This is a genomic window from Rhodococcus sp. NCIMB 12038, assembly GCF_002165735.1.
Lineage (GTDB): Bacteria > Actinomycetota > Actinomycetes > Mycobacteriales > Mycobacteriaceae > Rhodococcus_F.
This window is the reverse complement of the sequence record NZ_NHML01000005.1, coordinates 361,943-382,302: the sequence shown is the minus strand read 5'-3', so window position 1 is coordinate 382,302 and position 20,360 is coordinate 361,943. Positions and strand designations below refer to the sequence as shown.

The following is a 20,360-nucleotide window of genomic DNA, read 5'->3' as shown; positions in this document are numbered from 1 at the left end:
TCCGCCACGGCGCGGTTCGTCCCTCACCAGGCCTCGTTTGACGCGATGGCCGTGAGGAGGTGACGGACCGCGTCGACGCGTTTGGCGGCCTTGCCCTCGAGGTGGTCGAGCGCGCATTCCGGGTCCGCGGGCGGGCCGAGATGGGTACAGCCTCGCGGGCAGTCCTCGATGGCCGCGGCCAGATCGGAGAACGCGGCCACCACGTTCTCCGGGGAGATGTGGGCCAGCCCGAACGACCGGATGCCCGGGGTGTCGATCACCCAGCCGCCCGACGGGAGCGGCAGCGCGACCGACTGCGTGGACGTGTGCCTGCCCTTGCCCACGCCGGAGACCACGCCGACGGCACGGTCGGCGTCGGGGACGAGGCGGTTGACGAGAGTCGACTTCCCGACCCCCGAATGCCCGATCAGCGCGGTGAGCCTGCCGGACAGCATCGACAGGACCTCGTCGACCGGATCGTCGCGGCCCGCCACGACCACGGGGACGTCGAGGTCGGCGAACGTGCTCGCGAACTCCTCGGGCGGCTCGAGGTCGCTCTTCGTCAGGCACACGACGGGGCTCAGCCCGCCCGCGTATGCGGCGACGAGCGCGCGTTCGACGAATCCCGTCCGCGGCGGCGGATCGGCGAGCGCCACGACGATCAGCAACTGCTGCGCGTTGGCCACCACGATCCGCTCGTACGGGTCGGTGTCGTCGGCGGTGCGCCGCAGCACCGTGGCGCGCTCGGCCACCCGCACGATCCGCGCGAGGGTGTCGGGTTTGCCGGACAGGTCTCCGACGACGCTCACCTCGTCGCCCACCACGATGGGGGTGCGGCCCAGTTCGCGGGCGCGCATGGTCACGAGGGGACGCTCGGGGTCGCCGCCGAGAACGCAACCCCACCGGCCCCGGTCGACGGCGACGACCATCGCGGACTCCGCGGCGAGGTGCTCCGGCCGGGTTTTCGTGCGCGGGCGCGTTCCTCGGCCCGGGCGCACCCGGACGTCGGACTCGTCGTACTGCCTGCGACTCAGAAGCTCGCCTTCCGACCGGTGCCCGCGGCCGCGGACAGCATTGTGGCCCACAGGTTCTCGAAACCGGGCAGTGTCTTCGCCGTGGTGCCGATGTCCTCGATCTCGATGCCGTCGACCCGCAGGCCGACGATGGCTCCCGCCGTCGCCATCCGGTGGTCGGCGTAGGACCGCCAGGTCCCGCCGTGCAGGTCGGCGGGCACGATGGTGAGGCCATCCTCGGTCTCGGTGACGTTTCCGCCCAGCGAATTGATCTCGTGTGCGAGCGCGGCCAGCCGGTCGGTCTCGTGTCCGCGCAGATGCGCGATGCCGCGCAGGTGGGACGGGCCGTCCGCGAGCGCGGCGAGCGCCGCGACGGTCGGGGTGAGTTCGCCGACGTCGTGCAGGTCGATGTCGATGCCGGTCAGCTGTTGAGGGCCGCGGACGGTGAGGTTTGCCCCGTCCCGTCGGACGTCGGCGCCCATCGCGAGCAGGATCTCGCGGATCGCGTCGCCGGGCTGTGTCGTCTCGGCCGGCCACAGCGGAACGGTCACCTCACCGCCGGTGACGGCGGCGGCGGCGAGGAAGGCGGTGGCATTCGACAGGTCGGGCTCGATCACCCGGTCGACGGCCCGCACCGGACCGGGGCTCACCCGCCACGTGTCGGCCTCCCCGCCCGTCGCCGGGGTGGAGACCTCGACACCCGACTCGCGCAGCATCTCCACCGTCATGTCGATGTGCGGCATCGACGGGACCGTCTTGCCGTCGTGATGGACCGTGACGCCCTCGTCGAAGGCGGCCGCCGACAGCAGCAGCCCGGACACGAACTGCGAAGAACCGGACGCGTCGATCGTGACCCGGCCCCCGTGCAGCGAACCCGCGCCGCGGACCGTGAACGGCAGGGAGTCGCCGTCGATGTCCGCGCCGAGACCGCGCAGCGCGTTCAGGATCGTGTCGAGGGGGCGGGTGCGCGCCTGCTCGTCGCCGTCGAATTGGACCGTGCCGTCGGCGAGCGCGGCGACCGGCGGAAGGAACCGCATGACGGTGCCTGCCAGGCCGCAGTCGACCGCACCGCCCCGGAGGGGGCCGGGGGTGACCCGCAGCGTCGTGTCGTCGCCGGCCGTCTCGATGCGGATTCCCAGCGTCCGGAGTGCGTCGATCATGAGGTCGGTGTCCCGGCTGCGCAGTGCCCCGGTGAGGGTGGACGGACCGTCCGCGAGTGCGGCGAGGATCAGCGCGCGATTGGTGATCGACTTCGATCCGGGGAGGGCGACCGTCGCGACGACGGGCGCTTCGGCACGGGGGGCGTTCCACAGGCTCAGGCTCACGGTCTCCATCTTCGCCTATCGGGCGGGTGACCGGGCGGGGTGGGCGGCGTGTCGCAGGTGTCGGTGGTTCGTGCCACTCTGGTGGACATGTGCGGCAGGTATGCGACCACGGCGAATCCGGCGACACTCGCGGCCGACCTCGACGCGATCAACGAGGCGGGCGAGGAGGAGAGTCCGCCCGACTTCAACGTGGCGCCCACCACGCAGGTCCTCACGGTGGTCGACCGGCACGACGCCCGTCGGATCCGGCGGATGCGGTGGGGTCTCGTGCCGTCCTGGACGAAGGAACTCGGCAAGGGCCCGGTGCTGTTCAACGCCCGGGCGGATTCGGTCGACAACAAACCCGCGTTCCGGACCTCCTTCAAGTACAAGCGCTGCCTCGTGCCGATGGACGGCTGGTACGAGTGGCAGACCGAGACCGAGCCGTCGGCCGCCGGGAAAAAGTCGGGCAAGGCGAAGAAGATTCCGTACTACATGTCCCCGGAGGACGGCTCACGCCTGTACATGGCCGGGCTGTGGTCAGTCTGGCACGACCCCGCGGTCGAGGAGTCGCCGCCCGTCCTGAGCTGCAGCATCATCACGGTCGACTCCGCCGCCCAGCTCGAGAACGTGCACGACCGGATGCCGCTCGTGATGCCCCGCGACCGCTGGGCCGCGTGGCTCGATCCCGAGCACCCCGCATCGACGGACCTGCTCGAGGTGTCACCCGACACCATCGCCGACATCACCGTCCGGCGGGTGTCCACGCTGGTGAACAGTGTGAAGAACAACGGACCGGAACTCCTCGACCCCGACGCGGCCGGTCGTGACGATGCGCAGGTGGGGGAGCAGATCAGCCTGCTGTGACCGCCGCGGTGACGGCTCCGCTGAGCCGCACCAGATCGGCGGGCGCGATTTCGATCTCGAGTCCGCGCCTTCCCGCGCTGCACAGCACCCTGTCCCAGTCGAGCGCCGACGCGTCGACGACGGTCGGAAGTGCCTTCCGCTGCCCGAGCGGGGAGATGCCGCCGAACACGTACCCGGTGGAGCGCTCGGCCTCGGTGCGGTCCGCCATCACGGCCTTGCCCGCGCCCAGCGCCGCGGCCGCCGCCTTCAGTGACAGTTTCTCCGGGACCGGCAGGACCGCCACCGCCAGCTTGCCCGTGTCGAGTTTGATCACGAGCGTCTTGAACACCTGATGGGCGGTGACGCCGACCGTCTCGCCCAGCGCGTCGACCGCCTCCGAACCGTACGACTCCGCCCGCTCGTCGTGCGCGTAGCTGTGCACGGTGTGGTCTATACGCTGTGTGACGAGCAACTTCGTCGCGGGAGTGGCAGTTCCGGCCATGGACGAACACTCTGCCACGCGGTGCGGGAACACCGCGGACGGGAGCCGTGTTGGTACCTGCAGAAGACCCGTGCATCGAAGGGAGTGGTCCGTATCGTGATGTCCTCGGTAATCGAGCCCACGTCGCGTCTGCAGTTGGCGGTAACGTTGACGCCCACGGCGACCGAAGGGATCAGCGTGCAGGAACATGACCGTCCGACGGCAGAGAAGGCCGAGCCACAGGACGAGTTGATCGCGCGTTTCGAAAGGGATGCGCTCCCACTTCTGGATCAGCTGTACGGTGCTGCTCTGAGGATGACCCGGAACCCGGCCGATGCCGAGGACCTCGTGCAGGAAACGTATGTGAAGGCCTACACGGCGTTCCGTTCGTTCCGCGAGGGCACCAACCTCAAGGCGTGGCTGTACCGGATTCTCACGAACACGTACATCAACTCGTACCGCAAGAAGCAGCGGCAGCCCGCGCAGTACCCGACCGACGAGATCACCGACTGGCAGCTCGCGGCGACGGCGGAGCATTCGTCGACCGGGCTGCGGTCCGCCGAGGTCGAGGCACTGGACGCGCTCCCCGACGACGACATCAAGGAAGCCCTCCAGGCCCTGCCCGAGGAGTTCCGGATGGCCGTCTACTACGCCGATGTCGAGGGCTTTCCCTACAAGGAGATCGCCGAGATCATGGGCACCCCGATCGGGACCGTGATGTCGCGGCTGCACCGCGGGCGCAAGCAGCTGCGGGGTCTGCTCGCCGATGTCGCACGCGAACGAGGATTCAACCGCGGCACCGACGAGGTGGCCGGCGACAGTGTAGTGAGCGCGGAGCAGGAGGTTTCTCGGTGAGCGAGCAGGACGAATTCGAGCAGCTCGACTGCTCCGCCGTCATCGCGGACGTCTGGCTGATGTTGGACAGCGAATGCGACGAGGCCTCGCGGGCGCGGCTGCAGCGGCATCTCGACGAGTGCGGGTCGTGCCTCGAGGCGTACGGGATCGAGGAGAAGGTCAAGAGCCTCGTGAACCGCAAGTGCGGCGGTGAGCACGCACCGGAAAGTCTGCGTCAGAGGCTCTCCATCGAGTTGCGGCGGACGATCCTCATCACGAATACCGAACCCGAGTCGTAACCCGTCAGAACAGCAATCAGGGGCCGGAAAGCATCGATGCTTTCCGGCCCCTGGTGCGTTCTACGGCGCGTCAGGCGTTGGGACGCTTGCCGTGGTTTGCGGCGTTGCCCTTGCGACTGCGCTTCTTACGACCACGCTTACCCATGAGTAGATCTCCCTTCTTTTCACCACAGTCTTCCACGTGTGGTTGGGTGTCCTTGCAACAGGGCTTTCTCGACACCCGGGAGTGAAGGATCACAATGGCAGAAGACGTGCGCGCCGAAATGGTTTCGACGGTGTATCAGGTTGTGGTGAGCGCCGGTGACGAGGTGAAGGAAGGCGACACCCTCGTCATCCTCGAGTCGATGAAGATGGAGATTCCCGTCATCGCCGAAGAGCCCGGCACGGTCACCTCCGTGGACGTCAAGGTCGGCGACGTGATCCAACAGGGCGACCTGATCGCGGTCATCTCCTGAGCTGACTGACACACCCCACGATGTCGACCCTGAGCGATCTGCTCGCCGAACACACCGACCTGCCCGGCGAGGCCGTCGACCACCTCCAGCGCGTCGTCGGCGAATGGCAGTTGCTCGCCGACCTCTCCTTCGCGGACGTCCTGCTGTGGGTCGGAGCGGACTCCGCGGCCACCAACCCGACCGGCACCGTGATCTGCGTCGCGCACTGCAGGCCCACCACCGCGTCGACCGCGTTCCCGGAGGACGTCGTCGGGACCGTCGTGTCGGAGTCGGAACACCCGCAGGTACTGCAGGCGCTGCTCGAGGGCAACGTCGTGCGCCCCGAGGACGGCGGCGGGCACGCGGGTCTGCCGCCGCGCGGCGACGCGGTCCCGGTGCGGTGGAACGGCGAGGTGATCGCCGTCCTGAGCCGGGACACCAACCTGTCGCACCAGCGGGCGCAGAGTCCTCTCGAGGTCGCGTATCTGGACTGCGCCGAGGACCTGTGCCAGATGATCAGCGACGGCACGTTCCCGATCCGGGAGGCCCGCTCGGACACCAACTCGAGCCCCCGCGCCGGCGACGGCTTCATCCGCCTGGACACCGACGGCAGCGTCGTCTACGCGAGTCCCAACGCGCTGTCGGCGTACCACCGGATGGGCCTGAGCTCGGACCTGATCGGCCAGAACCTCGCCGCCACCACGCGATCTCTCGTGACGGATCCGTTCGAGTCGCAGGAGGTCGCCGGGTACATCCGCGACACGATCGCCGACAAGCCGGGCCGCCGGATGGAGATCGAGGCCAGGGGAGCGACCGTCCTGCTGCGGGCCCTGGTACTCAAACCCGGCGGGAAGCGGGTCGGCGCCGCCGTCGTCGTGCGGGACGTCACGGAGGTGAAGAGGCGGGATCGCGCCCTGCTCAGCAAGGATGCAACGATCCGCGAGATCCACCACCGGGTGAAGAACAATCTGCAAACGGTGGCGGCGCTGCTGCGGCTGCAGGCCCGCCGCACCAACAACGAGGAGGCCCGTCAGGCGCTCAGCGAATCGGTGCGACGTGTCACGTCGATCGCCCTGGTGCACGACACGCTGTCGATGTCGGTGGACGAAGAGGTGAACCTCGACGAGGTCGTCGACCGGCTCGTGCCGATCCTGTCCGACGTGGCGACGGTGAGCACGCCGATCAAGGTCCGCCGGGAAGGCAGCTTCGGGGTGTTCTCCGCGGAGCGGGCCACCCCGCTGGTGATGGTGCTGACCGAACTCGTGCAGAACGCGATCGAGCACGCCTTCGAACCGGGCGCCGCGGGCACGGTCACCATGAGGGCGGAGCGGTCGGCGCGCTGGCTGGACGTCGTGATCCACGACAACGGCAGGGGATTGCCGCCCGGTTTCAGTCTCGAGCGGTCCGACCGGCTCGGCCTGCAGATCGTCCGGACCCTGGTGGCCGCCGAACTGAACGGTTCGCTGGGACTGCACCCGGGCGCGGAGGGGGGAACGGATGCCGTGTTACGCGTACCGCTGGGCCGTCGTGGACCGCGGTACTGACCGGCGGGCAAGCAAAAGGCCCGGCACCATGTGGTGCCGGGCCCGTCTCCTTCTGAAGTATCAGACGGTGGTGCGGGCACGCGTCCGAGCGTTGCGGCGCTTGAGTGCGCGACGCTCGTCTTCGCTCATGCCGCCCCACACACCGGCGTCCTGGCCCGACTCGAGTGCCCACGAGAGGCAATCGGCGGTCACCGGGCAGCGGTTGCAGACAACCTTGGCATCAGCAATCTGCGCGAGAGCCGGACCGCTGTTGCCCACAGGGAAGAACAACTCGGGGTCTTCGTCGCGACAGATTGCCTTGTGGCGCCAGTCCATCCTTCTGCTCCTTAACTGGGTGCGTCGTGCACCGTTTCGTCTTCATGAGTTCATGTGTGCGTAGAGAATGTTTCCGCACTGTTGCTTGTGAATGCTTTCACGAACTGGCGGGATGTCAATAGAAAACCGCCGCACCGTGGGGGAGCTCACGTAGTTAGGCTGCCCTTCGAGGCGCGCCGTCCTTTTTACCCTGTGCCGGTGCTTCCCGCTAGGTGAAAACAGGGATTCTCGAGAATTGCTCAGGGTCGCGGCGGCGCGACGACATCCAGCGCGTCGGGCACCGACACGAACTCCACCACATTGCGAAGTCCGATGTAGTCGCCGTCCATCTGCAGTCCGATCGGCTCCGACGCGGAGATCCGCACACACGGCACGTCGTCGACCCGGACGAGTTTCTTCGCCTTCGGGCGGGTGCCGGGGGACAGCAGCTGGCGGGCCACCCGCAGGGTGGTGAGGATCGCGGTGGACCGCATCGCGAACACACCGAGGCCGGTGTCGTACGTGGTGTCGGGATTGGTGTGGACTTCCCGCTTGTTCAGATACGTCCAGGGACTCGCGTTCGACACGAAGGCGTAATGAACACCCTCGACGGGATCGCGATCGGGAACCTCGACGGTGAGCGTCGGCTCCGCGTACTTCGACCGGAAGAACACGCGCACCGCCGCGCGGACGTATTGCGCCGGTGTGGCGGGGCGCCCGTTCTTGCGGTGCAGGTCGACCGCCTCACACACCTGGGCGTCCCAGCCGACGCCCGCGTTGAACGTGAACCAGCGGTGATCGCAGTGGGCGAGCCCGATCCGGCGACGCTGCCTGTTGGAAAGGAGATCGATGAGCTGGTTGGTGGCGTCCACGGGGTCGGGCGCGATGCCGAGCGAGCGGGCGAACACGTTCGCCGACCCGCCGGGGACGACGGCGATCGGGGGGATCGGCCCCACCGTCACCGCGCTCATCGACCTCGGGTCGGGGGTGCCGAGCAGCCCGTTGACCACCTCGTTCACGGTGCCGTCGCCGCCGTGGACGATGATCAGGCCCATCCCGTCGACGCAGGCCTGCTGTGCCAGTTCGGCAGCGTGGCCGCGATGCGTCGTGTGCGCGACCGTCAACCGGACCCGGCTCGACAGCGCGTGCGCGAGCAGGTCCCGCCCGGCCGGGGTCGTCGATGTGGCATTGGGGTTGACGATCAGCAGCGCGCGCACGGGGCCCAAGCCTAGCCGGGGCGGCACGTGTCACCGTCCGAGGCCGCCGCCGGCGCGGTGTTCTAGGCTGGCCGACGTGCCGAAGCCGTCTCTCAGCAAGTCCACGCCCACCACGGTCCGCGCGGCGGGCGCCCTGGTGTCGCTCGAGGGCGCGGTGGCGGTCGGTGTCGCCGTGGTACTGGTGGTCCGGGGGCTGCTCGGACACGACCAGAGCGTCAGCAGCGGATACGGCACCGCGGCCTGGTTCGCCATTCTCGGTGGCGCCGTGCTCGCCGCCGGGCTCGCCCTGATCTTCGGCAGGCGCTGGGGGCGGGCGATCGCGATCGTCGCCCAACTGCTGCTGCTTCCGGTGGCGTGGTCGCTGCTCACCGATTCGCACCAGCCGTTCTTCGGTGTGCTGCTCGGTGTCGTCGTGGTGGGAGCCCTCGGGTGCCTGTTCAGCAGCCCGACGTCGAAATGGATGGCGGCCGAGTACGGCGAGGAAGCCGACGTCGACAACCCGTCGGAGCGCTGACTCACCTCGCGCGCGGAGCGCTAATCCACCTCGGACGCGAGGCGGCCGAGCGGATCCCCGGTGAGCCGGTACGTCGTCCACTCGTCCTGCGGGTGCGCGTCGAGGGACTCGTAGAACGCGATCGACGGCTTGTTCCAGTTGACCACCGACCACGACAGCCGCGTGTAGCCGTTGTCGACGCACTCCTTCGCGAGGGTGGCGAGCAGGGCCTTGCCGTGGCCGGAACCGCGTTCGGACGGGCTGACGAACAGGTCCTCGAGGTAGATGCCGTGCGTTCCGTCCCAGGTGGAGAAGTTCCGGAACCACACCGCGATCCCGACGACCCGGTCGTCGTCGTTCGTCGCGACGTGGGCGAACGTGGACGGCTGCGGACCGAACAGGGCGTCGTCTATCTGGTCGTCGGTGACGGTGCACTTGTCGCGGGCCTTCTGGTGTTCGGCCAGTTCGTAGATCATCGCGGTGATCGCGGAGACGTCCTCGGGTACTGCGCGTCTGATCATCGGGCACCTTCCGTCGTCACGTTGTGGCTGACCACCTGTTGCGCCCCGTGCTCGAAGCCGAGGACGGAGTACGCGCCGGGCGACATCGCGAACCGGCGCCCCTCGCTGATGGGAAGCTCCGCCCAGCGGGCGATGAGCGCGCGGGAGAAGTGGCCGTGTCCGACCAGGATCACGTCGCGGTCGACGAGTTGGGAATGCACGACGGACAGGACGAGGTCGCAGCGGGTGTGTACCTGCTCGGCCTGTTCGCCGCGCGGACACGGATGCGTCCACACGGTCCAGTCCGGCACCTGCTGCCGGATCTCGGGCGTCGTCATGCCCTCGTAGATGCCGTAGTCCCATTCGGCGAGCGCGTCCCAGGTGCGCTGGATCTTCAGACCCGCCAGCTCCGCGGTCTCCTGGGCGCGTTGCCGCGGGCTGACGATGACGAGGGGGTCGCGCAGGGCGAGGGCGTCCATTGCCGGGCCCACCTGCCGCGCCTGGGATTCACCCAGTTCGGTGAGGTGGACGTCGGTCCGGCCGGTGTGTTTACCCCAACGGGCCCATTCCGTTTCGCCGTGCCGGAGGAGGACGATCCGACGGCCGCGCGGCGAATCACTGGGTGGCATCCATCCATCATGTCAGTCAATCTGCGTGTATGGCTCGCCTCCGGCGACGAAGTAGGTAAGGATCGAGCCGTGACAACGGTTCTTGCAGTGGCAAATCAGAAGGGTGGGGTCGCGAAGACCACCACGGTCGCCTCTCTCGGCGCAGCGCTCGTCGCGCTGGGTCAAAAGGTTCTGGTGGTGGATCTCGACCCGCAGGGGTGCCTGACCTTCTCCCTGGGACACAACCCGGACCGCCTGGACGCCTCCGTCCACGAGGTGCTGACGGGTGACCTGGGGGCGCGCGAAGCGGTGATCGACACCGAGGACGGGGTCGCGCTCCTGCCTGCGACGATCGACCTCGCGGGAGCGGAAGCGTTGCTGCTCATGCGTCCCGGTCGTGAGTTCGCCCTCAAACGCGCACTGGCGCCGCTGCTGGACGACTACGACACGGTCATCATCGACTGTCCGCCGTCGCTCGGTGTGCTCACGCTCAACGGGCTCACGGCGGCGCAGTCGGTACTGGTTCCGCTGCAGTGCGAGACGCTCGCCCACCGCGGTGTGGGGCAGTTGCTGCGGACGGTCACCGAGGTGCAGCAGATCACCAACCCCGACCTGGTGCTGCTCGGCGCGCTGCCGACGCTGTACGACGCGCGCACGACCCACAGCCGGGACGTGCTGTCCGATGTGTCCGACCGCTACAACCTGCCGGTCCTCGCGCCGCCGATCCCGCGGACCGTACGGTTCGCGGAGGCGACGGCGTCGGGTGCCACGGTTCTGGCGGGGCGCAAGAACAAGGGCGCCCAGGCGTACCGGGACCTGGCCGAGAACCTCGCCAAGCACTGGGCGGGATCCGAGCTCGCTACGTTTTCGCCTGGAAGTGCCGAGTAAGTTCCTCCGGCGTGGGATTCCACGCGGCGGGCCAATCCTGTTGGCGTAACTGGGCATCCGTGCCGCCGTCGGCGAACACGACGCTTCCGCAGAAAAGTGTCGACCCCGGGCCGAGCAGGAATTCGACGAGTGCGGCGATCTCGTCCGGACGGCCGCGCCTGCCGAGCGGCACCGGATAGAAGTCGAGGGCCTTCGCCAATTCGGGGTCGAGGTCGTCCCCGCTGGTCATCGGCGTGTCGATCATTCCCGGTGCGATCGCGTTGAGCCGGATTCCGTTGCCGATCCAGTCGGGCCGCACCGCTTCCCGTCGAATCCACCAGGCCAGCGCGAGCTTGGACGCCGGGTACGCGGGGATAGCGGTCACCTCGTCGCCGATGCGCACGGCCTCCGCCTCGTCGCCGCGCAGGCACGCGCTCACCAGATTTTCGGGAACTCCGGGCTGGGTGGTGGTGCTGCTCGACGAGATCACCACCACCGAGGCGCCGTCGGCGCGTTCGAGGGCGGGCTTCAGGGCCGTCACGAGTTCCACGGCCCCGAAATAGTTGACGGCGATCAGCTTGCCGCCCGGGACGTGGGACAGCGACCCGAGTCCGGCACAGCAGACGAGGCCGTCCACGACACCGCCGCTCGTCTCGGTCACGGCGGCGGCCGCCGCGGCCCGGCCGCCGGGGGTCGACAGGTCGGCTGTCACGTCGGTGTGTGCGAGGTCGACGCCGATGACGGTGTGGCCGCCGGCCTCGAGGGTGCGGCGGCTCGCCGCCCCGATGCCCGAGGCCGCGCCGGTGATCACGTAGGTTGCCATGCCGTGAATTAGAACACGTTACACCGCGCAGTGGGTGGGGACTTCGGCGTCCGATCCGCGTGTCCCGGACTCCGCGTCCGTGTAGTGGGCGCGCAGTCCCGTGACGCCGGGTGCCCGGTCCTCGCGGAGCACGAACCGATCGTCGTAGTCGCCGCCGTTCTGCGAGCGGAAGGGCAACGGCGCGTCGGTGAACAGGCCGGACACGCGATCGATCAGGCGGGCCGCGACGCCGGGGTAGTGCTCGGCGGGCAACCGGTCCGCACTGTCGATCAGGGCCGGCGGCAGCACGGACATCCCCGTGTACCAGAAGATTCCGTGGTGAATCGGGAACAGGACCTCGTCCATCTGGCCGTTGATTCCGCGCGGGCCCGCGCTGTCGGCGCTGCCGCCGAAACTGACGACGGTCATTCCCCGCTTGCCGGCCAGGGTCCCCTCGCCGTACCGCCGGGTCGAACCGTCCTCGCGGCGTATCCCGTACCCGTAGCCCTCGACGAACACGCGGTCGAACCAGCCCTTGAGGATCGCGGGCATGCCGTACCACCACAGCGGGAACTGCACGATCACCGCGTCGGCCCACCCGAGTTTGCGTTGCTCGGCGAGGATGTCGGGGGCCAGGGTGCCCTCGGCCAGTGCCTGCCCGGACCGTGCCCCCACCAGGAGGCGGCCGCTCGGATCGTGTGCGAAGTCGTCCGCGGTCACCACGGGATTCCATCGCATCGCGTACAGGTCCGAGGTCCGGATCTCGTGACCGGCGCCGCGCAGTGCCGCGAGGGCATCGCTGCGCAGCGCCGCGTTCAGGGACTTCGGCTCGGGATGTGCCGACACCCACAGGATCTTCATGGTCCACCTTTCGCTCGGTCGCCTTCGGCACTTCCGATCATGGATCCGCGCACGACGCCGCACCAGTGGCCGGCCGGACACTATGTGAAATAATCGGGCCATGTCCGAATCGAGGGGTGACCGGGCCGGGCGACGGCATCGCGTGGTCGTGTTCGTGCGCGACGGCCTGCTCCCGATCGAGTTCGGTATCGTCCACCGACTGTTCGGCGAAGCGCGATCGCGGGACGGCGAACCGCTGTACGAGGTCCTCACCTGCGCCCTCGCTCCCGGTCCCGTTCGCACCGACACCGACGTGACGCTGTCGGTCGAGCACGGCCCGGCGCTGCTCGGCACCGCCGACACGGTCGTGGTCCCGGCGTCCGATCAGGATTACGACCCGCCGGCGGACGGCGGGCTGCCCCGCCACCTCGCGGACGCCTTCGCGCACATCCGGCCGGGCACCCGCGTGGCCTCGATCTGCACCGGTTCGTTCGTTCTCGCGGCCGCCGGTCTGCTGGAGAACCGGCGCGCCACGACGCACTGGAAGTCGGCGGACGCGTTCCGGCGGCTCTACCCGGACGTCCACCTGGACCCCGGCGTGCTCTACACCCACGACGGCCCCGTGCTCACCGCCGCCGGCGTCGCCTCCGGAATCGATCTGTGCCTGTACATGATTCGTGTCGACCACGGTGCATCGGTGGCCAACGAGGTGGCGCGCGGAACGGTCGTGCCGCCTCATCGCAGCGGCGGTCAGGCGCAGTTCGTCACCGCGCCCGTCCCGGAAACGGACGGTGCATCGACATCGGGAGCGCGGGCCCGGGCGCTGGCCCGCCTCGATCAGCCGCAGTCGCTGCGGGAACTGGCCGCGGGGGAGTCGATGAGCGTGCGCACGTTCACCCGGCGATTCCGCGCCGAGACGGGGATGTCGCCGACGCAGTGGATTCTCGAGCAGCGGATCACCCGCGCCCGTGAACTGCTGGAGAAGACCGACCTGGCGGTGGACGACGTGGCCGGGGCCGCGGGATTCGGCACCGCGACCTCCTTGCGGCAACACCTCGCGCGCACCGTCGGCGTCTCACCTTCCGCGTACCGAGCCACCTTCCGCTGACGGGCACGCGCTGTGCCCATTCGTCCAAGTGCGCCGCAGTGCCCGGCGCTAACGTCGGGCCCATGACGGACACGCCTCGGAACAACGCTCTGACGATGCGCGCTCAGCCGCTCCTCGCCGTCGACGACGTCGAACGGGCAGGCGAGTGGTACCGGAAGGTCCTGAACGCGCGCAGCGGTCACGGTGGACGGGAATACGAGCAACTCCTCGTCGACGGGCACATGATCCTGCAACTGCACCGACTCGACGAGGGCCATCACCACGGCACCATCGGCGATCCGTCACTCGCGCGGGGAAACGGGGTGGCGATCTGGTTCGAGACGACCGACTTCGACGGGACCGTCGCGCGGGTGCGGGAGGCGGGAGCCGACGTGGTCACGGACGTGCATGTCAATCCCAATGCAGGACATCGCGAGATCTGGCTCCGCGATCTCGACGGCTACCTCGTGGTGTTCGCCGAACCCGCCTGAGCGGCGACCTCAGCGCAGCGCCACGACACCGTCGCCGCGCTGTTCGAGCACGACGTCGCCGGCCACGGTCGTGGTGATCGGCTCGGTCGTGGTGTCCCGCGCGACCGGGATCGTGCGCAGCAACGCGCCGTTCGACAGATCGAGCACGGCGATCCCGGATTCCACCGGAACCAGCAGGTTCCCGGCCATCACGGCGCCCGGGCCGAGAGCGCCCGGGAAGGTCCAGCGGGGAACGAGATCGGACGCGCCGAGCGCGACGACATCCGAACCGGTCCACCAGGTGACCACCGAACTGCTCGCCGACGTGACGGAATCCGGTCCGATCTTCAGGGCCAGCGCGTATTCGGACACGGCGTTGCCGGTGCCGTCGAACAGGCCGATCCGTGGTCCGGTCGTCCTTCCCGCGGGCAGATAGACGGCCGTGGTCTCACCCGACACCCCGAGGATGCGCGCACCCTCGACGCCGGCATCGACACCCGCCAGGACGCTGGACCCGTACTCCTCGGGTTCCTGATTGTCCTTCGGCGAGGGGTTCATGACCGTCAGCCGATCGGCCACCTCGCCGGGGCAGCGCTCGAGCACGGACAGCTTGCTGCTGCTCGAACCGGCGTCGATCAGCGTGCATCCGCTGCGGGGCTGCTTCTTGGGATTCACCGGAGCGTCCACCCGCCCGTACTCGACGGTGCGCACGAGGTCGGAGCGCCACAGTTCCAGACGGCGGTTGCCGAGGGACGCCACATAGGTTCCGTCGGCCGTCAGCGTCACCCCGGGATCGGCGTCGCTGTTCCGCTGCGCCAAACGCTCACCGGTGCCGCCGTCGAGTTCGGTGACCTGGGAGCATCCGCGGTCGTCGCGGTAGACGGCCACGACCTTCTCCCACGACGCCGTCACACCGCACAGGTCGAGATCACGCTCGTACCGCCACAGCTCGGTGCCCGACATCCGGTCCCGGCCCACGACGTCGCCGCCCTCGGCGGTGACGACGGCACCGCCGACGACGAGAGGCGCGGTGGTGGCGGAACTGGCGGAGTCCCAGATCGGGCTCAGTGTCTCGGGAACCGTCAGGGCCGTGACGAGCGCAGGCGGCGGTTCTGCGGCGGTGATCGAGGTGGTACCGCGGGCATCGCTGCGGAACCACACGACGGTGAGGGCGACCACGACCGCGACGGCGATTCCGGCAGCGACGACGAGATCGGCGCGTGAGCGCCGCTCAGGTGCGAGCACGGTGGTTGGTTACTCCGCGTTCGTCGCGGCGGCGCCGACCTTCGTGGTCCGGCGGCGCCGGCGCCGGCGGGGCTTGGAACCCTCGCCGTCGGCGTCCGTGCCCGGCGCCGCGGATTCGGGTGCCGTCGGCTCCGGTGACTTGGGGCCCACGGAATCCGCGGGACGGCCGCCACGCGTGCGGCGACGGGTGCGGGTGCGTGCCGGCCGCTCCGTGCGCTCGGCCTTCTCACCCTTCTCGCCATTCTCGGTGTCGATGTTCTCGGTCTGGGCGGGCGCAGCCTTCTCGGCCCGGGGGCGCTTGATCGTGCCGGTCGCCTCGGCCGGGATCGACAGTTCCTCGAACAGGTGCGGGGAGCTCGAGTACGTCTCGACCGGATCCGGGATACCGAGGCCGAGAGCCTTGTCGATGAGCTGCCAGCGGGGGATGTCGTCCCAGTCCACGAGCGTCACGGCGATGCCGGTGCGGCCTGCGCGACCGGTGCGGCCGATCCGGTGGACGTACGTCTTCTCGTCCTCCGGGCACTGGTAGTTGATGACGTGGGTGACGTCGTCGATGTCGATACCGCGGGCCGCGACGTCCGTCGCGACGAGCACGTCGATCTTGCCCGAGCGGAACGCCTTGAGGGCCTTCTCGCGGGCCACCTGGTTGAGGTCGCCGTGCACGGAACCGACGGCGAAACCGCGCTCGGCGAGTTCGTCCGACACCTTCTGCGCGGTCCGCTTGGTGCGCGTGAAGATCATCGTCGCGCCGCGGCCGTCGGCCTGCAGCACGCGGGCCACCATCTCCGCCTTGTCGAGCGCGTGCGCCCGGTAGATGTGCTGGCTCGTGCGGTCGTGGACCGCCGAATCGTCGGCCTGCTCGGCGCGGATGTGCGTCGGCTGGGTGAGGAACGTGCGGGCGAGCGTGATGATCGGTCCCGGCATGGTCGCCGAGAACAGCATCGTCTGGCGCTTGTCCGGCACCATGTTCAGAATGCGCTCGATGTCGGGCAGGAAGCCGAGGTCGAGCATCTCGTCGGCCTCGTCGAGAACGAGCACCTCCACCTTGCCGAGGATCAGATGACCCTGGTTGGCGAGGTCGAGCAGACGGCCGGGGGTGCCCACGACGACGTCGGCGCCCTTCTGGAGCGTCGCGATCTGGGTCTCGTACGGGCGGCCACCGTAGATGGCGAGGACCTCGAGGGGCTTGTTCTTCTCGCCCTTCAGGTACTTCGCGGCACCCTCGAGGTCCTTGGTGACCTGGATGCACAGCTCGCGGGTGGGGACGATGACCAGCGCGCGGGGAGTGCCGTCGAGTGCGGCCGTCCCGGTGGTGCCGGTGGAGATGCGGTGGAGCAGCGGGACGCCGAACCCGAACGTCTTGCCCATGCCCGTGCGGGCCTGACCGATCAGGTCGTCGCCGGCGAGGGCGAGAGGGAGCGTGAGCTCCTGGATGGCGAACGTGCGCTCGATGCCGATCTCGTCGAGAGCGCGGACGATCTCGTCACGAACTCCGAGTTCGGCGAAAGTGGGGGCGACGTGCGTGGAGTCGAGTTGCGCCGACAGTGTGGTCTCGGTGGCGTCGTCTTCATGGTCGACAGTGATCTTGCTCAGGGGTCTAGCCTTCCTCGTAGCTGCACGCACGCACGAGGTAAGGGCCAGGCCGCTGGTCGGCCCGATTTCCCAGTCGACGCTCGTCGATGTCCTCTTCCGAGTCGATCCTGCCTCTGCCTCAGCGCAGAAATCGAAGATTTCGGCGAGGCGCGGCTGGGACCGTCGATCAGGTGCGCGCACATTATCGGTGGGAACCGCCGATCGGATCGTGATAGATCATCACTCGAACCGCGTTCTCTACGGAGACGAACGTGGTGACGAGCGGTTGCCCACGATCATTGTAGCCGGAGAACGCTCCACAACTGGTTACGCATGGCAAACATCACTGCCCGACGCACTAGGCTGTGGCGCCATGGAGCCCAACACCCCTGCATCCACTGATTCCACGATTCCCGCTGATCACCCCGGTGTCAGTGAACTCTTCGCGGTCCTCGCATACGGCGAGATCTCCGCGTTCTACCGGCTGTCCGAAGACGCGCAGATGGCGCGGACCCTGCAGGGCAAAGTGGCGCTCGCAAGCATGGCGGCCGCCGAGATGGGCCACTTCGAGATGCTCGAGAAGGCGCTGACCGCACTCGGCTTCGACATCTTCGAGGCCATGGATCCGTTCGTCCGCGCCCTCGACAACTACCACGCGTCCACCACCCCCTCGACGTGGCTCGAGGCGCTGGTGAAGGCGTACGTCGGTGACGGGATCGCGGCGGACTTCTACCGCGAGATCGGCCACTCGATGCCCGCCGCGGTCTCGCGGACCATCGAGGAGGTGCTCTCGCAAACCGGCCACTCCGAGTTCGTCGTCCACGAGGTGCAGCAGGCCATCAAGGCCAGCAACCGCGACAAGGACCGCCTCATGCTGTGGGGCAGGCGACTGCTCGGCGAGGCCATCACGCAGGCGCAGTTCGTCCTGGCGCAGCGGGAGGCGCTGACCGAACTCGTCATCTCGGCATCCGGCGACCTCAACGGCGTCGTCGCACTGTTCGACCGCATGCAGGAGATGCACGCCGAACGCATGGCCGTGCTGGGCTTGGTCTAGACGGCACCGCCGTCGGGCTTGGTCTAGACGGCACCGGTTTGCCGGTGTTCGCTCAGGGCACAGCCCACAGACGCGCACCGGCGACGGCCACTGCATTAGCCTGGCCAGGACAGCTGATGTTTCTCGGAGAGTTCGGAGGTTGACCGTGGAGGTCAAGATCGGTGTAATCGACAGCCCGCGTGAGCTCATCGTCAGCAGCGAGCAGACCCCGGACGAGGTCGAGACATTGGTCTCGGGCGCCCTCACCGGTGGCGACGGGATCTTGTCTCTGGAAGACGACAAGGGGCGTAAGTACCTCATCCAGTCCAGCAAGATCGCCTACGTGGAGATCGGCCCGTCCGATATCCGCAAGGTCGGATTCGCTCCGACGAAGTGAACGCAGTCGGACTCGCTCCGACCACGTGAACACACGAGAAAGGGCCCGCAGTCGAGTCGACTGTCGGGCCCTTTCTCGCGTGTGATCAGCGCTGTTCGGGATGCAGCGGCACGCGGGACAGACCGCCCCACGCGAGCGTGACCGTCGTGTCGACCGCTTCTTCCTTCGGGATCGGGCGCGCCGCCTCGAGCCAGTACCGCGCGGTGAACTGGCTGGCGCCGACGAGGCCGACGGCGAGGATGCGGGCCCGGTAGGGGTCGAGACCGGAGTCGTGGCTGACGAGGTCGAACACGGCGTCGACGCACGCCTCGGTGGCCTGCTCGACGCGGGTCTGTACCTGCGGTTCACCCATGAGGTCGGACTCGAACACGAGCCGGAAGCCCTGCGAGTCGTTGTCGACGAAGTCGAAGAACGCCTGCACCGCGGCGCGGACACGCTGCTTGTTGTCGGTGGTCGAGCGCAGCGCCTGCCGGACACCCGAGATCAGGCTGTCGACATAGCTCTGCAGCACGGCCACGTACAGCTCGAGCTTGCCGGGGAAGTGCTGGTAGAGGACGGGCTTGCTCACACCGGCGCACTCGGCGATCTCGTCCATACCGGCAGCGTGGTATCCGCGTGTGACGAAGACCTCGCTGGCTGCGGCGAGTAGCTGCAGTCGCCGGGCGTCGCGGGGGAGTCGCGTGCTGCGACGGGCCCCGGTGCCCTTTCCGGTGTTGGCATCGCGATCGGAGTTCGTCCGATCCGCGAGTTCAGTCATAGCGCTTCCAATCTGCACAAGTATTCCGCGTCACATTCTGTGTAACTGTGTGAACGATACCCGCGCGTAGTGAACCGTTCATGGTGGACTCGCAGGACTCGCCCGGTCAAGGATATTGCCTGTCCGGTAACTGGGGTACCGCAGGGGTTCGGGGCAGCTGGTGATCCGGGTAGCCGCGACGTTGCGGGCTGCATTCCCGTGACACGCCGGATGACCTGCGGACGATGCACTGGGACGGGGCGGCGCCGGACTGTGAGATTCTGGGCTGCGTGACTGACCGAGGAGGACCGCGTGTTCGCGGCCGGGCTCCCCAGAGTTCCGAGGACGGGGAGCGACGATCGCGCAGCATCGACCAGCGTGACGTCGGTCCCCGCGCCTCGCAGTCGGCACCGCAGGCGCAGTCGCATCAGCCGCTCCGCGCGCAATGGGACCCGACCAGCCGCGACGTCGGCCGTCCCCGCACTCCGCGCCCCGAACGGCAGGCCCGGAAGCAGAGCCGGATCGGCCGGTTCGTCTCCACCTACGGCTGGCGGGCGTACGCGATCCCGATCCTGCTGGTGGTCACCGTGCTCGTCGTGTTCGACGCGGTGAGGGACACCGGCGGCGGCGCGACCACGGCGGCAAACGATTCCCCCGGATTCGGCACCCTGTCCCGCGACACCGACGGTTCCAGCGTCATCGGGGTCCCGCCGGAGGCCGACGGAAACTTCGCCGCCGAACTACCTTCGGGCGCGTTGCCCGAGGGCGGTCCGTTCACGGCGGTGGGCGCCGGCACCTGGCACGTGGTTCCCGGCAACGGGACCAAGGTCGGGCAGGGCACCGAACGCGAGTTCACGTACAGCGTCGAGATCGAGGACGGAGTCGACACGTCCGGATTCGGCGGCGACGAGTCGTTCGGCCGGATGGTCGACCAGACGCTGTCGAATCCGAAGAGCTGGACGAAGGACCCGCGGTTCGCGTTCCGCCGCGTCGATCAGGGGGATCCCGACTTCCGGGTGTCGCTGACGTCGCAGATGACCATTCGCGAGGCGTGCGGCTACGACATCCAGTTGGAGGTGTCCTGTTACAACCCGGGCATCGACCGTGTCGTCCTCAACGAGCCGCGCTGGGTGCGCGGCGCCATCGCGTTCCAGGGCGACATCGGGTCGTACCGGCAGTACCAGATCAACCACGAGGTCGGGCACGCCATCGGCTACCAGGACCATCAGCCGTGCGAGACCGAGGGCGGTCTCGCGCCGGTGATGATGCAGCAGACGTTCGGGACCGCCAACAATGACATCGCCCAGCTCGACCCCGAGGGTGTCGTGCCGATGAACGGGCTGACCTGCCATTTCAATCCCTGGCCCTTCCCGCGGGCATGAGTCTGGACCGGTCCCGCGCGACTGTGGGCGGGAGGGGAAGAATGGACCGTGTCGGGGCGTTGAAGTCAATGCTGTCCGACATA

At 68.5% G+C, this 20,360-nt stretch carries 25 protein-coding genes; 12 read left to right on the top strand and 13 right to left on the bottom strand.

Annotated features, from left to right (window positions below; genetic code table 11):
* Window positions 1-23: 23 nt before the first annotated feature.
* A complete protein-coding gene (gene rsgA, locus CA951_RS10120; protein ID WP_087556687.1) occupies window positions 24-1,064 on the bottom strand; it encodes a ribosome small subunit-dependent GTPase A in 1,041 nt (346 codons plus the stop codon).
* Window positions 1,010-2,326 carry a 3-phosphoshikimate 1-carboxyvinyltransferase gene (aroA, locus tag CA951_RS10115; protein WP_087556686.1) on the bottom strand — a complete coding sequence of 439 codons (1,317 nt, stop codon included), beginning with the start codon at window positions 2,324-2,326 and terminating at the stop codon, window positions 1,010-1,012. Before aroA ends, rsgA begins: the two co-directional genes overlap by 55 nt.
* Before the next feature lie 78 nt (window positions 2,327-2,404).
* Between aroA and CA951_RS10110 the strand changes: the two genes are divergently transcribed.
* Window positions 2,405-3,163: an SOS response-associated peptidase gene (locus CA951_RS10110; protein ID WP_087556773.1), complete on the top strand. Its 759-nt coding sequence runs from the start codon at window positions 2,405-2,407 to the stop codon at window positions 3,161-3,163.
* Here the strand turns inward: CA951_RS10110 and ybaK are convergent.
* Window positions 3,150-3,644: a Cys-tRNA(Pro) deacylase gene (gene ybaK / locus CA951_RS10105; RefSeq protein ID WP_087556685.1), complete on the bottom strand. Its 495-nt coding sequence runs from the start codon at window positions 3,642-3,644 to the stop codon at window positions 3,150-3,152. The genes CA951_RS10110 and ybaK overlap by 14 nt on opposite strands.
* 99 nt (window positions 3,645-3,743) lie before the next feature.
* Between ybaK and CA951_RS10100 the strand changes: the two genes are divergently transcribed.
* Both CA951_RS10100 and rsrA read left to right on the top strand, forming a co-directional pair.
* Entirely contained in the window at window positions 3,744-4,478 is a 735-nt protein-coding gene (locus CA951_RS10100) for a sigma-70 family RNA polymerase sigma factor (protein WP_087556772.1), read from the top strand.
* Window positions 4,475-4,756, top strand: coding sequence for a mycothiol system anti-sigma-R factor (gene rsrA / locus CA951_RS10095; protein ID WP_072937642.1), 282 nt, complete (start codon window positions 4,475-4,477; stop codon window positions 4,754-4,756). The genes CA951_RS10100 and rsrA overlap by 4 nt, the downstream gene beginning before the upstream one ends.
* Before the next feature lie 70 nt (window positions 4,757-4,826).
* Here rsrA and CA951_RS45075 read toward each other — a convergent pair whose 3' ends face one another.
* Complete coding sequence (locus CA951_RS45075; protein ID WP_022597109.1) at window positions 4,827-4,901, bottom strand: 50S ribosomal protein bL37; 75 nt, start codon at window positions 4,899-4,901, stop codon at window positions 4,827-4,829.
* Between the two features lie 94 nt (window positions 4,902-4,995).
* On the opposite strand from CA951_RS45075, the gene CA951_RS10090 reads away from it, so the two are divergent.
* Together CA951_RS10090 and CA951_RS10085 are read left to right on the top strand one after the other, a co-directional pair.
* Window positions 4,996-5,211: a biotin/lipoyl-binding carrier protein gene (locus CA951_RS10090; protein WP_005240095.1), complete on the top strand. Its 216-nt coding sequence runs from the start codon at window positions 4,996-4,998 to the stop codon at window positions 5,209-5,211.
* A 20-nt stretch (window positions 5,212-5,231) separates the two neighbouring features.
* Window positions 5,232-6,734, top strand: coding sequence for a sensor histidine kinase (locus CA951_RS10085; protein ID WP_072937643.1), 1,503 nt, complete (start codon window positions 5,232-5,234; stop codon window positions 6,732-6,734).
* A gap of 60 nt (window positions 6,735-6,794) precedes the next feature.
* Here CA951_RS10085 and CA951_RS10080 read toward each other — a convergent pair whose 3' ends face one another.
* Both CA951_RS10080 and CA951_RS10075 read right to left on the bottom strand, forming a co-directional pair.
* Complete coding sequence (locus CA951_RS10080) at window positions 6,795-7,049, bottom strand: WhiB family transcriptional regulator (protein WP_073359278.1); 255 nt, start codon at window positions 7,047-7,049, stop codon at window positions 6,795-6,797.
* Between the two features lie 239 nt (window positions 7,050-7,288).
* A complete protein-coding gene (locus tag CA951_RS10075; RefSeq protein WP_087556684.1) occupies window positions 7,289-8,245 on the bottom strand; it encodes a diacylglycerol kinase family protein in 957 nt (318 codons plus the stop codon).
* Between the two features lie 76 nt (window positions 8,246-8,321).
* On the opposite strand from CA951_RS10075, the gene CA951_RS10070 reads away from it, so the two are divergent.
* The gene (locus tag CA951_RS10070) at window positions 8,322-8,759 is read left to right on the top strand and encodes a hypothetical protein (RefSeq protein ID WP_087556683.1); all 438 of its coding nucleotides are present in this window, start codon (window positions 8,322-8,324) and stop codon (window positions 8,757-8,759) included.
* Between the two features lie 20 nt (window positions 8,760-8,779).
* Here CA951_RS10070 and CA951_RS10065 read toward each other — a convergent pair whose 3' ends face one another.
* Entirely contained in the window at window positions 8,780-9,259 is a 480-nt protein-coding gene (locus CA951_RS10065) for a GNAT family N-acetyltransferase (protein WP_087556682.1), read from the bottom strand.
* Window positions 9,256-9,867 carry an acid phosphatase gene (locus tag CA951_RS10060; RefSeq protein WP_087556681.1) on the bottom strand — a complete coding sequence of 204 codons (612 nt, stop codon included), beginning with the start codon at window positions 9,865-9,867 and terminating at the stop codon, window positions 9,256-9,258. Before CA951_RS10060 ends, CA951_RS10065 begins: the two co-directional genes overlap by 4 nt.
* Window positions 9,868-9,936: 69 nt before the next feature.
* Between CA951_RS10060 and CA951_RS10055 the strand changes: the two genes are divergently transcribed.
* Complete coding sequence (locus CA951_RS10055) at window positions 9,937-10,734, top strand: ParA family protein (protein WP_087556680.1); 798 nt, start codon at window positions 9,937-9,939, stop codon at window positions 10,732-10,734.
* Here CA951_RS10055 and CA951_RS10050 read toward each other — a convergent pair.
* Both CA951_RS10050 and CA951_RS10045 read right to left on the bottom strand, forming a co-directional pair.
* Complete coding sequence (locus CA951_RS10050) at window positions 10,706-11,536, bottom strand: SDR family oxidoreductase (RefSeq protein ID WP_087556679.1); 831 nt, start codon at window positions 11,534-11,536, stop codon at window positions 10,706-10,708. The genes CA951_RS10055 and CA951_RS10050 overlap by 29 nt on opposite strands.
* Before the next feature lie 18 nt (window positions 11,537-11,554).
* Window positions 11,555-12,376, bottom strand: a complete 822-nt coding sequence (locus tag CA951_RS10045) for an NAD(P)H-dependent oxidoreductase (protein ID WP_143543034.1) — start codon at window positions 12,374-12,376, stop codon at window positions 11,555-11,557.
* 100 nt (window positions 12,377-12,476) lie between these two features.
* Between CA951_RS10045 and CA951_RS10040 the strand changes: the two genes are divergently transcribed.
* Both CA951_RS10040 and CA951_RS10035 read left to right on the top strand, forming a co-directional pair.
* Entirely contained in the window at window positions 12,477-13,463 is a 987-nt protein-coding gene (locus CA951_RS10040; RefSeq protein ID WP_087556678.1) for a GlxA family transcriptional regulator, read from the top strand.
* Between the two features lie 95 nt (window positions 13,464-13,558).
* Window positions 13,559-13,933 (top strand): VOC family protein, encoded by a 375-nt coding sequence (locus CA951_RS10035; protein ID WP_087556771.1) that lies wholly within the window; start codon window positions 13,559-13,561, stop codon window positions 13,931-13,933.
* A 9-nt stretch (window positions 13,934-13,942) separates the two neighbouring features.
* On the opposite strand, the gene CA951_RS10030 is transcribed toward CA951_RS10035, so the two are convergent.
* Window positions 13,943-15,157 (bottom strand): hypothetical protein, encoded by a 1,215-nt coding sequence (locus tag CA951_RS10030; RefSeq protein WP_087556677.1) that lies wholly within the window; start codon window positions 15,155-15,157, stop codon window positions 13,943-13,945.
* 9 nt (window positions 15,158-15,166) lie between these two features.
* The gene (locus CA951_RS10025; protein ID WP_087556676.1) at window positions 15,167-16,780 is read right to left on the bottom strand and encodes a DEAD/DEAH box helicase; all 1,614 of its coding nucleotides are present in this window, start codon (window positions 16,778-16,780) and stop codon (window positions 15,167-15,169) included.
* A gap of 322 nt (window positions 16,781-17,102) precedes the next feature.
* On the opposite strand from CA951_RS10025, the gene CA951_RS10020 reads away from it, so the two are divergent.
* Both CA951_RS10020 and CA951_RS10015 read left to right on the top strand, forming a co-directional pair.
* Window positions 17,103-17,783, top strand: coding sequence for a ferritin-like fold-containing protein (locus CA951_RS10020; protein WP_087556675.1), 681 nt, complete (start codon window positions 17,103-17,105; stop codon window positions 17,781-17,783).
* A gap of 145 nt (window positions 17,784-17,928) precedes the next feature.
* On the top strand, window positions 17,929-18,159 hold the full coding sequence (locus tag CA951_RS10015) for a DUF3107 domain-containing protein (protein WP_015890119.1): 231 nt from the start codon (window positions 17,929-17,931) through the stop codon (window positions 18,157-18,159).
* Between the two features lie 85 nt (window positions 18,160-18,244).
* Here CA951_RS10015 and CA951_RS10010 read toward each other — a convergent pair whose 3' ends face one another.
* On the bottom strand, window positions 18,245-18,916 hold the full coding sequence (locus CA951_RS10010) for a TetR/AcrR family transcriptional regulator (RefSeq protein ID WP_087556674.1): 672 nt from the start codon (window positions 18,914-18,916) through the stop codon (window positions 18,245-18,247).
* 224 nt (window positions 18,917-19,140) lie between these two features.
* Between CA951_RS10010 and CA951_RS10005 the strand changes: the two genes are divergently transcribed.
* Window positions 19,141-20,277: a DUF3152 domain-containing protein gene (locus CA951_RS10005; protein WP_087556673.1), complete on the top strand. Its 1,137-nt coding sequence runs from the start codon at window positions 19,141-19,143 to the stop codon at window positions 20,275-20,277.
* Window positions 20,278-20,360: the final 83 nt, after the last annotated feature.

Excerpts from the sequence above, each read along its gene's own strand:
- CA951_RS10005 (WP_087556673.1), top strand. The coding sequence starts at position 19,141 with ATGCACTGGGACGGGGCGGCGCCGGACTGTGAGATTCTGGGCTGCGTG.
- CA951_RS10010 (WP_087556674.1), bottom strand. The coding sequence starts at position 18,916 with ATGACTGAACTCGCGGATCGGACGAACTCCGATCGCGATGCCAACACC.
- CA951_RS10090 (WP_005240095.1), top strand. The coding sequence starts at position 4,996 with ATGGCAGAAGACGTGCGCGCCGAAATGGTTTCGACGGTGTATCAGGTT.
- CA951_RS10080 (WP_073359278.1), bottom strand. The coding sequence starts at position 7,049 with ATGGACTGGCGCCACAAGGCAATCTGTCGCGACGAAGACCCCGAGTTG.
- CA951_RS10085 (WP_072937643.1), top strand. The coding sequence starts at position 5,232 with ATGTCGACCCTGAGCGATCTGCTCGCCGAACACACCGACCTGCCCGGC.
- CA951_RS10035 (WP_087556771.1), top strand. The coding sequence starts at position 13,559 with ATGCGCGCTCAGCCGCTCCTCGCCGTCGACGACGTCGAACGGGCAGGC.
- CA951_RS10100 (WP_087556772.1), top strand. The coding sequence starts at position 3,744 with ATGTCCTCGGTAATCGAGCCCACGTCGCGTCTGCAGTTGGCGGTAACG.
- CA951_RS10110 (WP_087556773.1), top strand. The coding sequence starts at position 2,405 with ATGTGCGGCAGGTATGCGACCACGGCGAATCCGGCGACACTCGCGGCC.
- ybaK (WP_087556685.1), bottom strand. The coding sequence starts at position 3,644 with ATGGCCGGAACTGCCACTCCCGCGACGAAGTTGCTCGTCACACAGCGT.
- CA951_RS10020 (WP_087556675.1), top strand. The coding sequence starts at position 17,103 with ATGGAGCCCAACACCCCTGCATCCACTGATTCCACGATTCCCGCTGAT.
- CA951_RS10065 (WP_087556682.1), bottom strand. The coding sequence starts at position 9,259 with ATGATCAGACGCGCAGTACCCGAGGACGTCTCCGCGATCACCGCGATG.
- CA951_RS10050 (WP_087556679.1), bottom strand. The coding sequence starts at position 11,536 with ATGGCAACCTACGTGATCACCGGCGCGGCCTCGGGCATCGGGGCGGCG.
- CA951_RS10060 (WP_087556681.1), bottom strand. The coding sequence starts at position 9,867 with ATGCCACCCAGTGATTCGCCGCGCGGCCGTCGGATCGTCCTCCTCCGG.
- CA951_RS10045 (WP_143543034.1), bottom strand. The coding sequence starts at position 12,376 with ATGAAGATCCTGTGGGTGTCGGCACATCCCGAGCCGAAGTCCCTGAAC.
- aroA (WP_087556686.1), bottom strand. The coding sequence starts at position 2,326 with ATGGAGACCGTGAGCCTGAGCCTGTGGAACGCCCCCCGTGCCGAAGCG.
- CA951_RS10040 (WP_087556678.1), top strand. The coding sequence starts at position 12,477 with ATGTCCGAATCGAGGGGTGACCGGGCCGGGCGACGGCATCGCGTGGTC.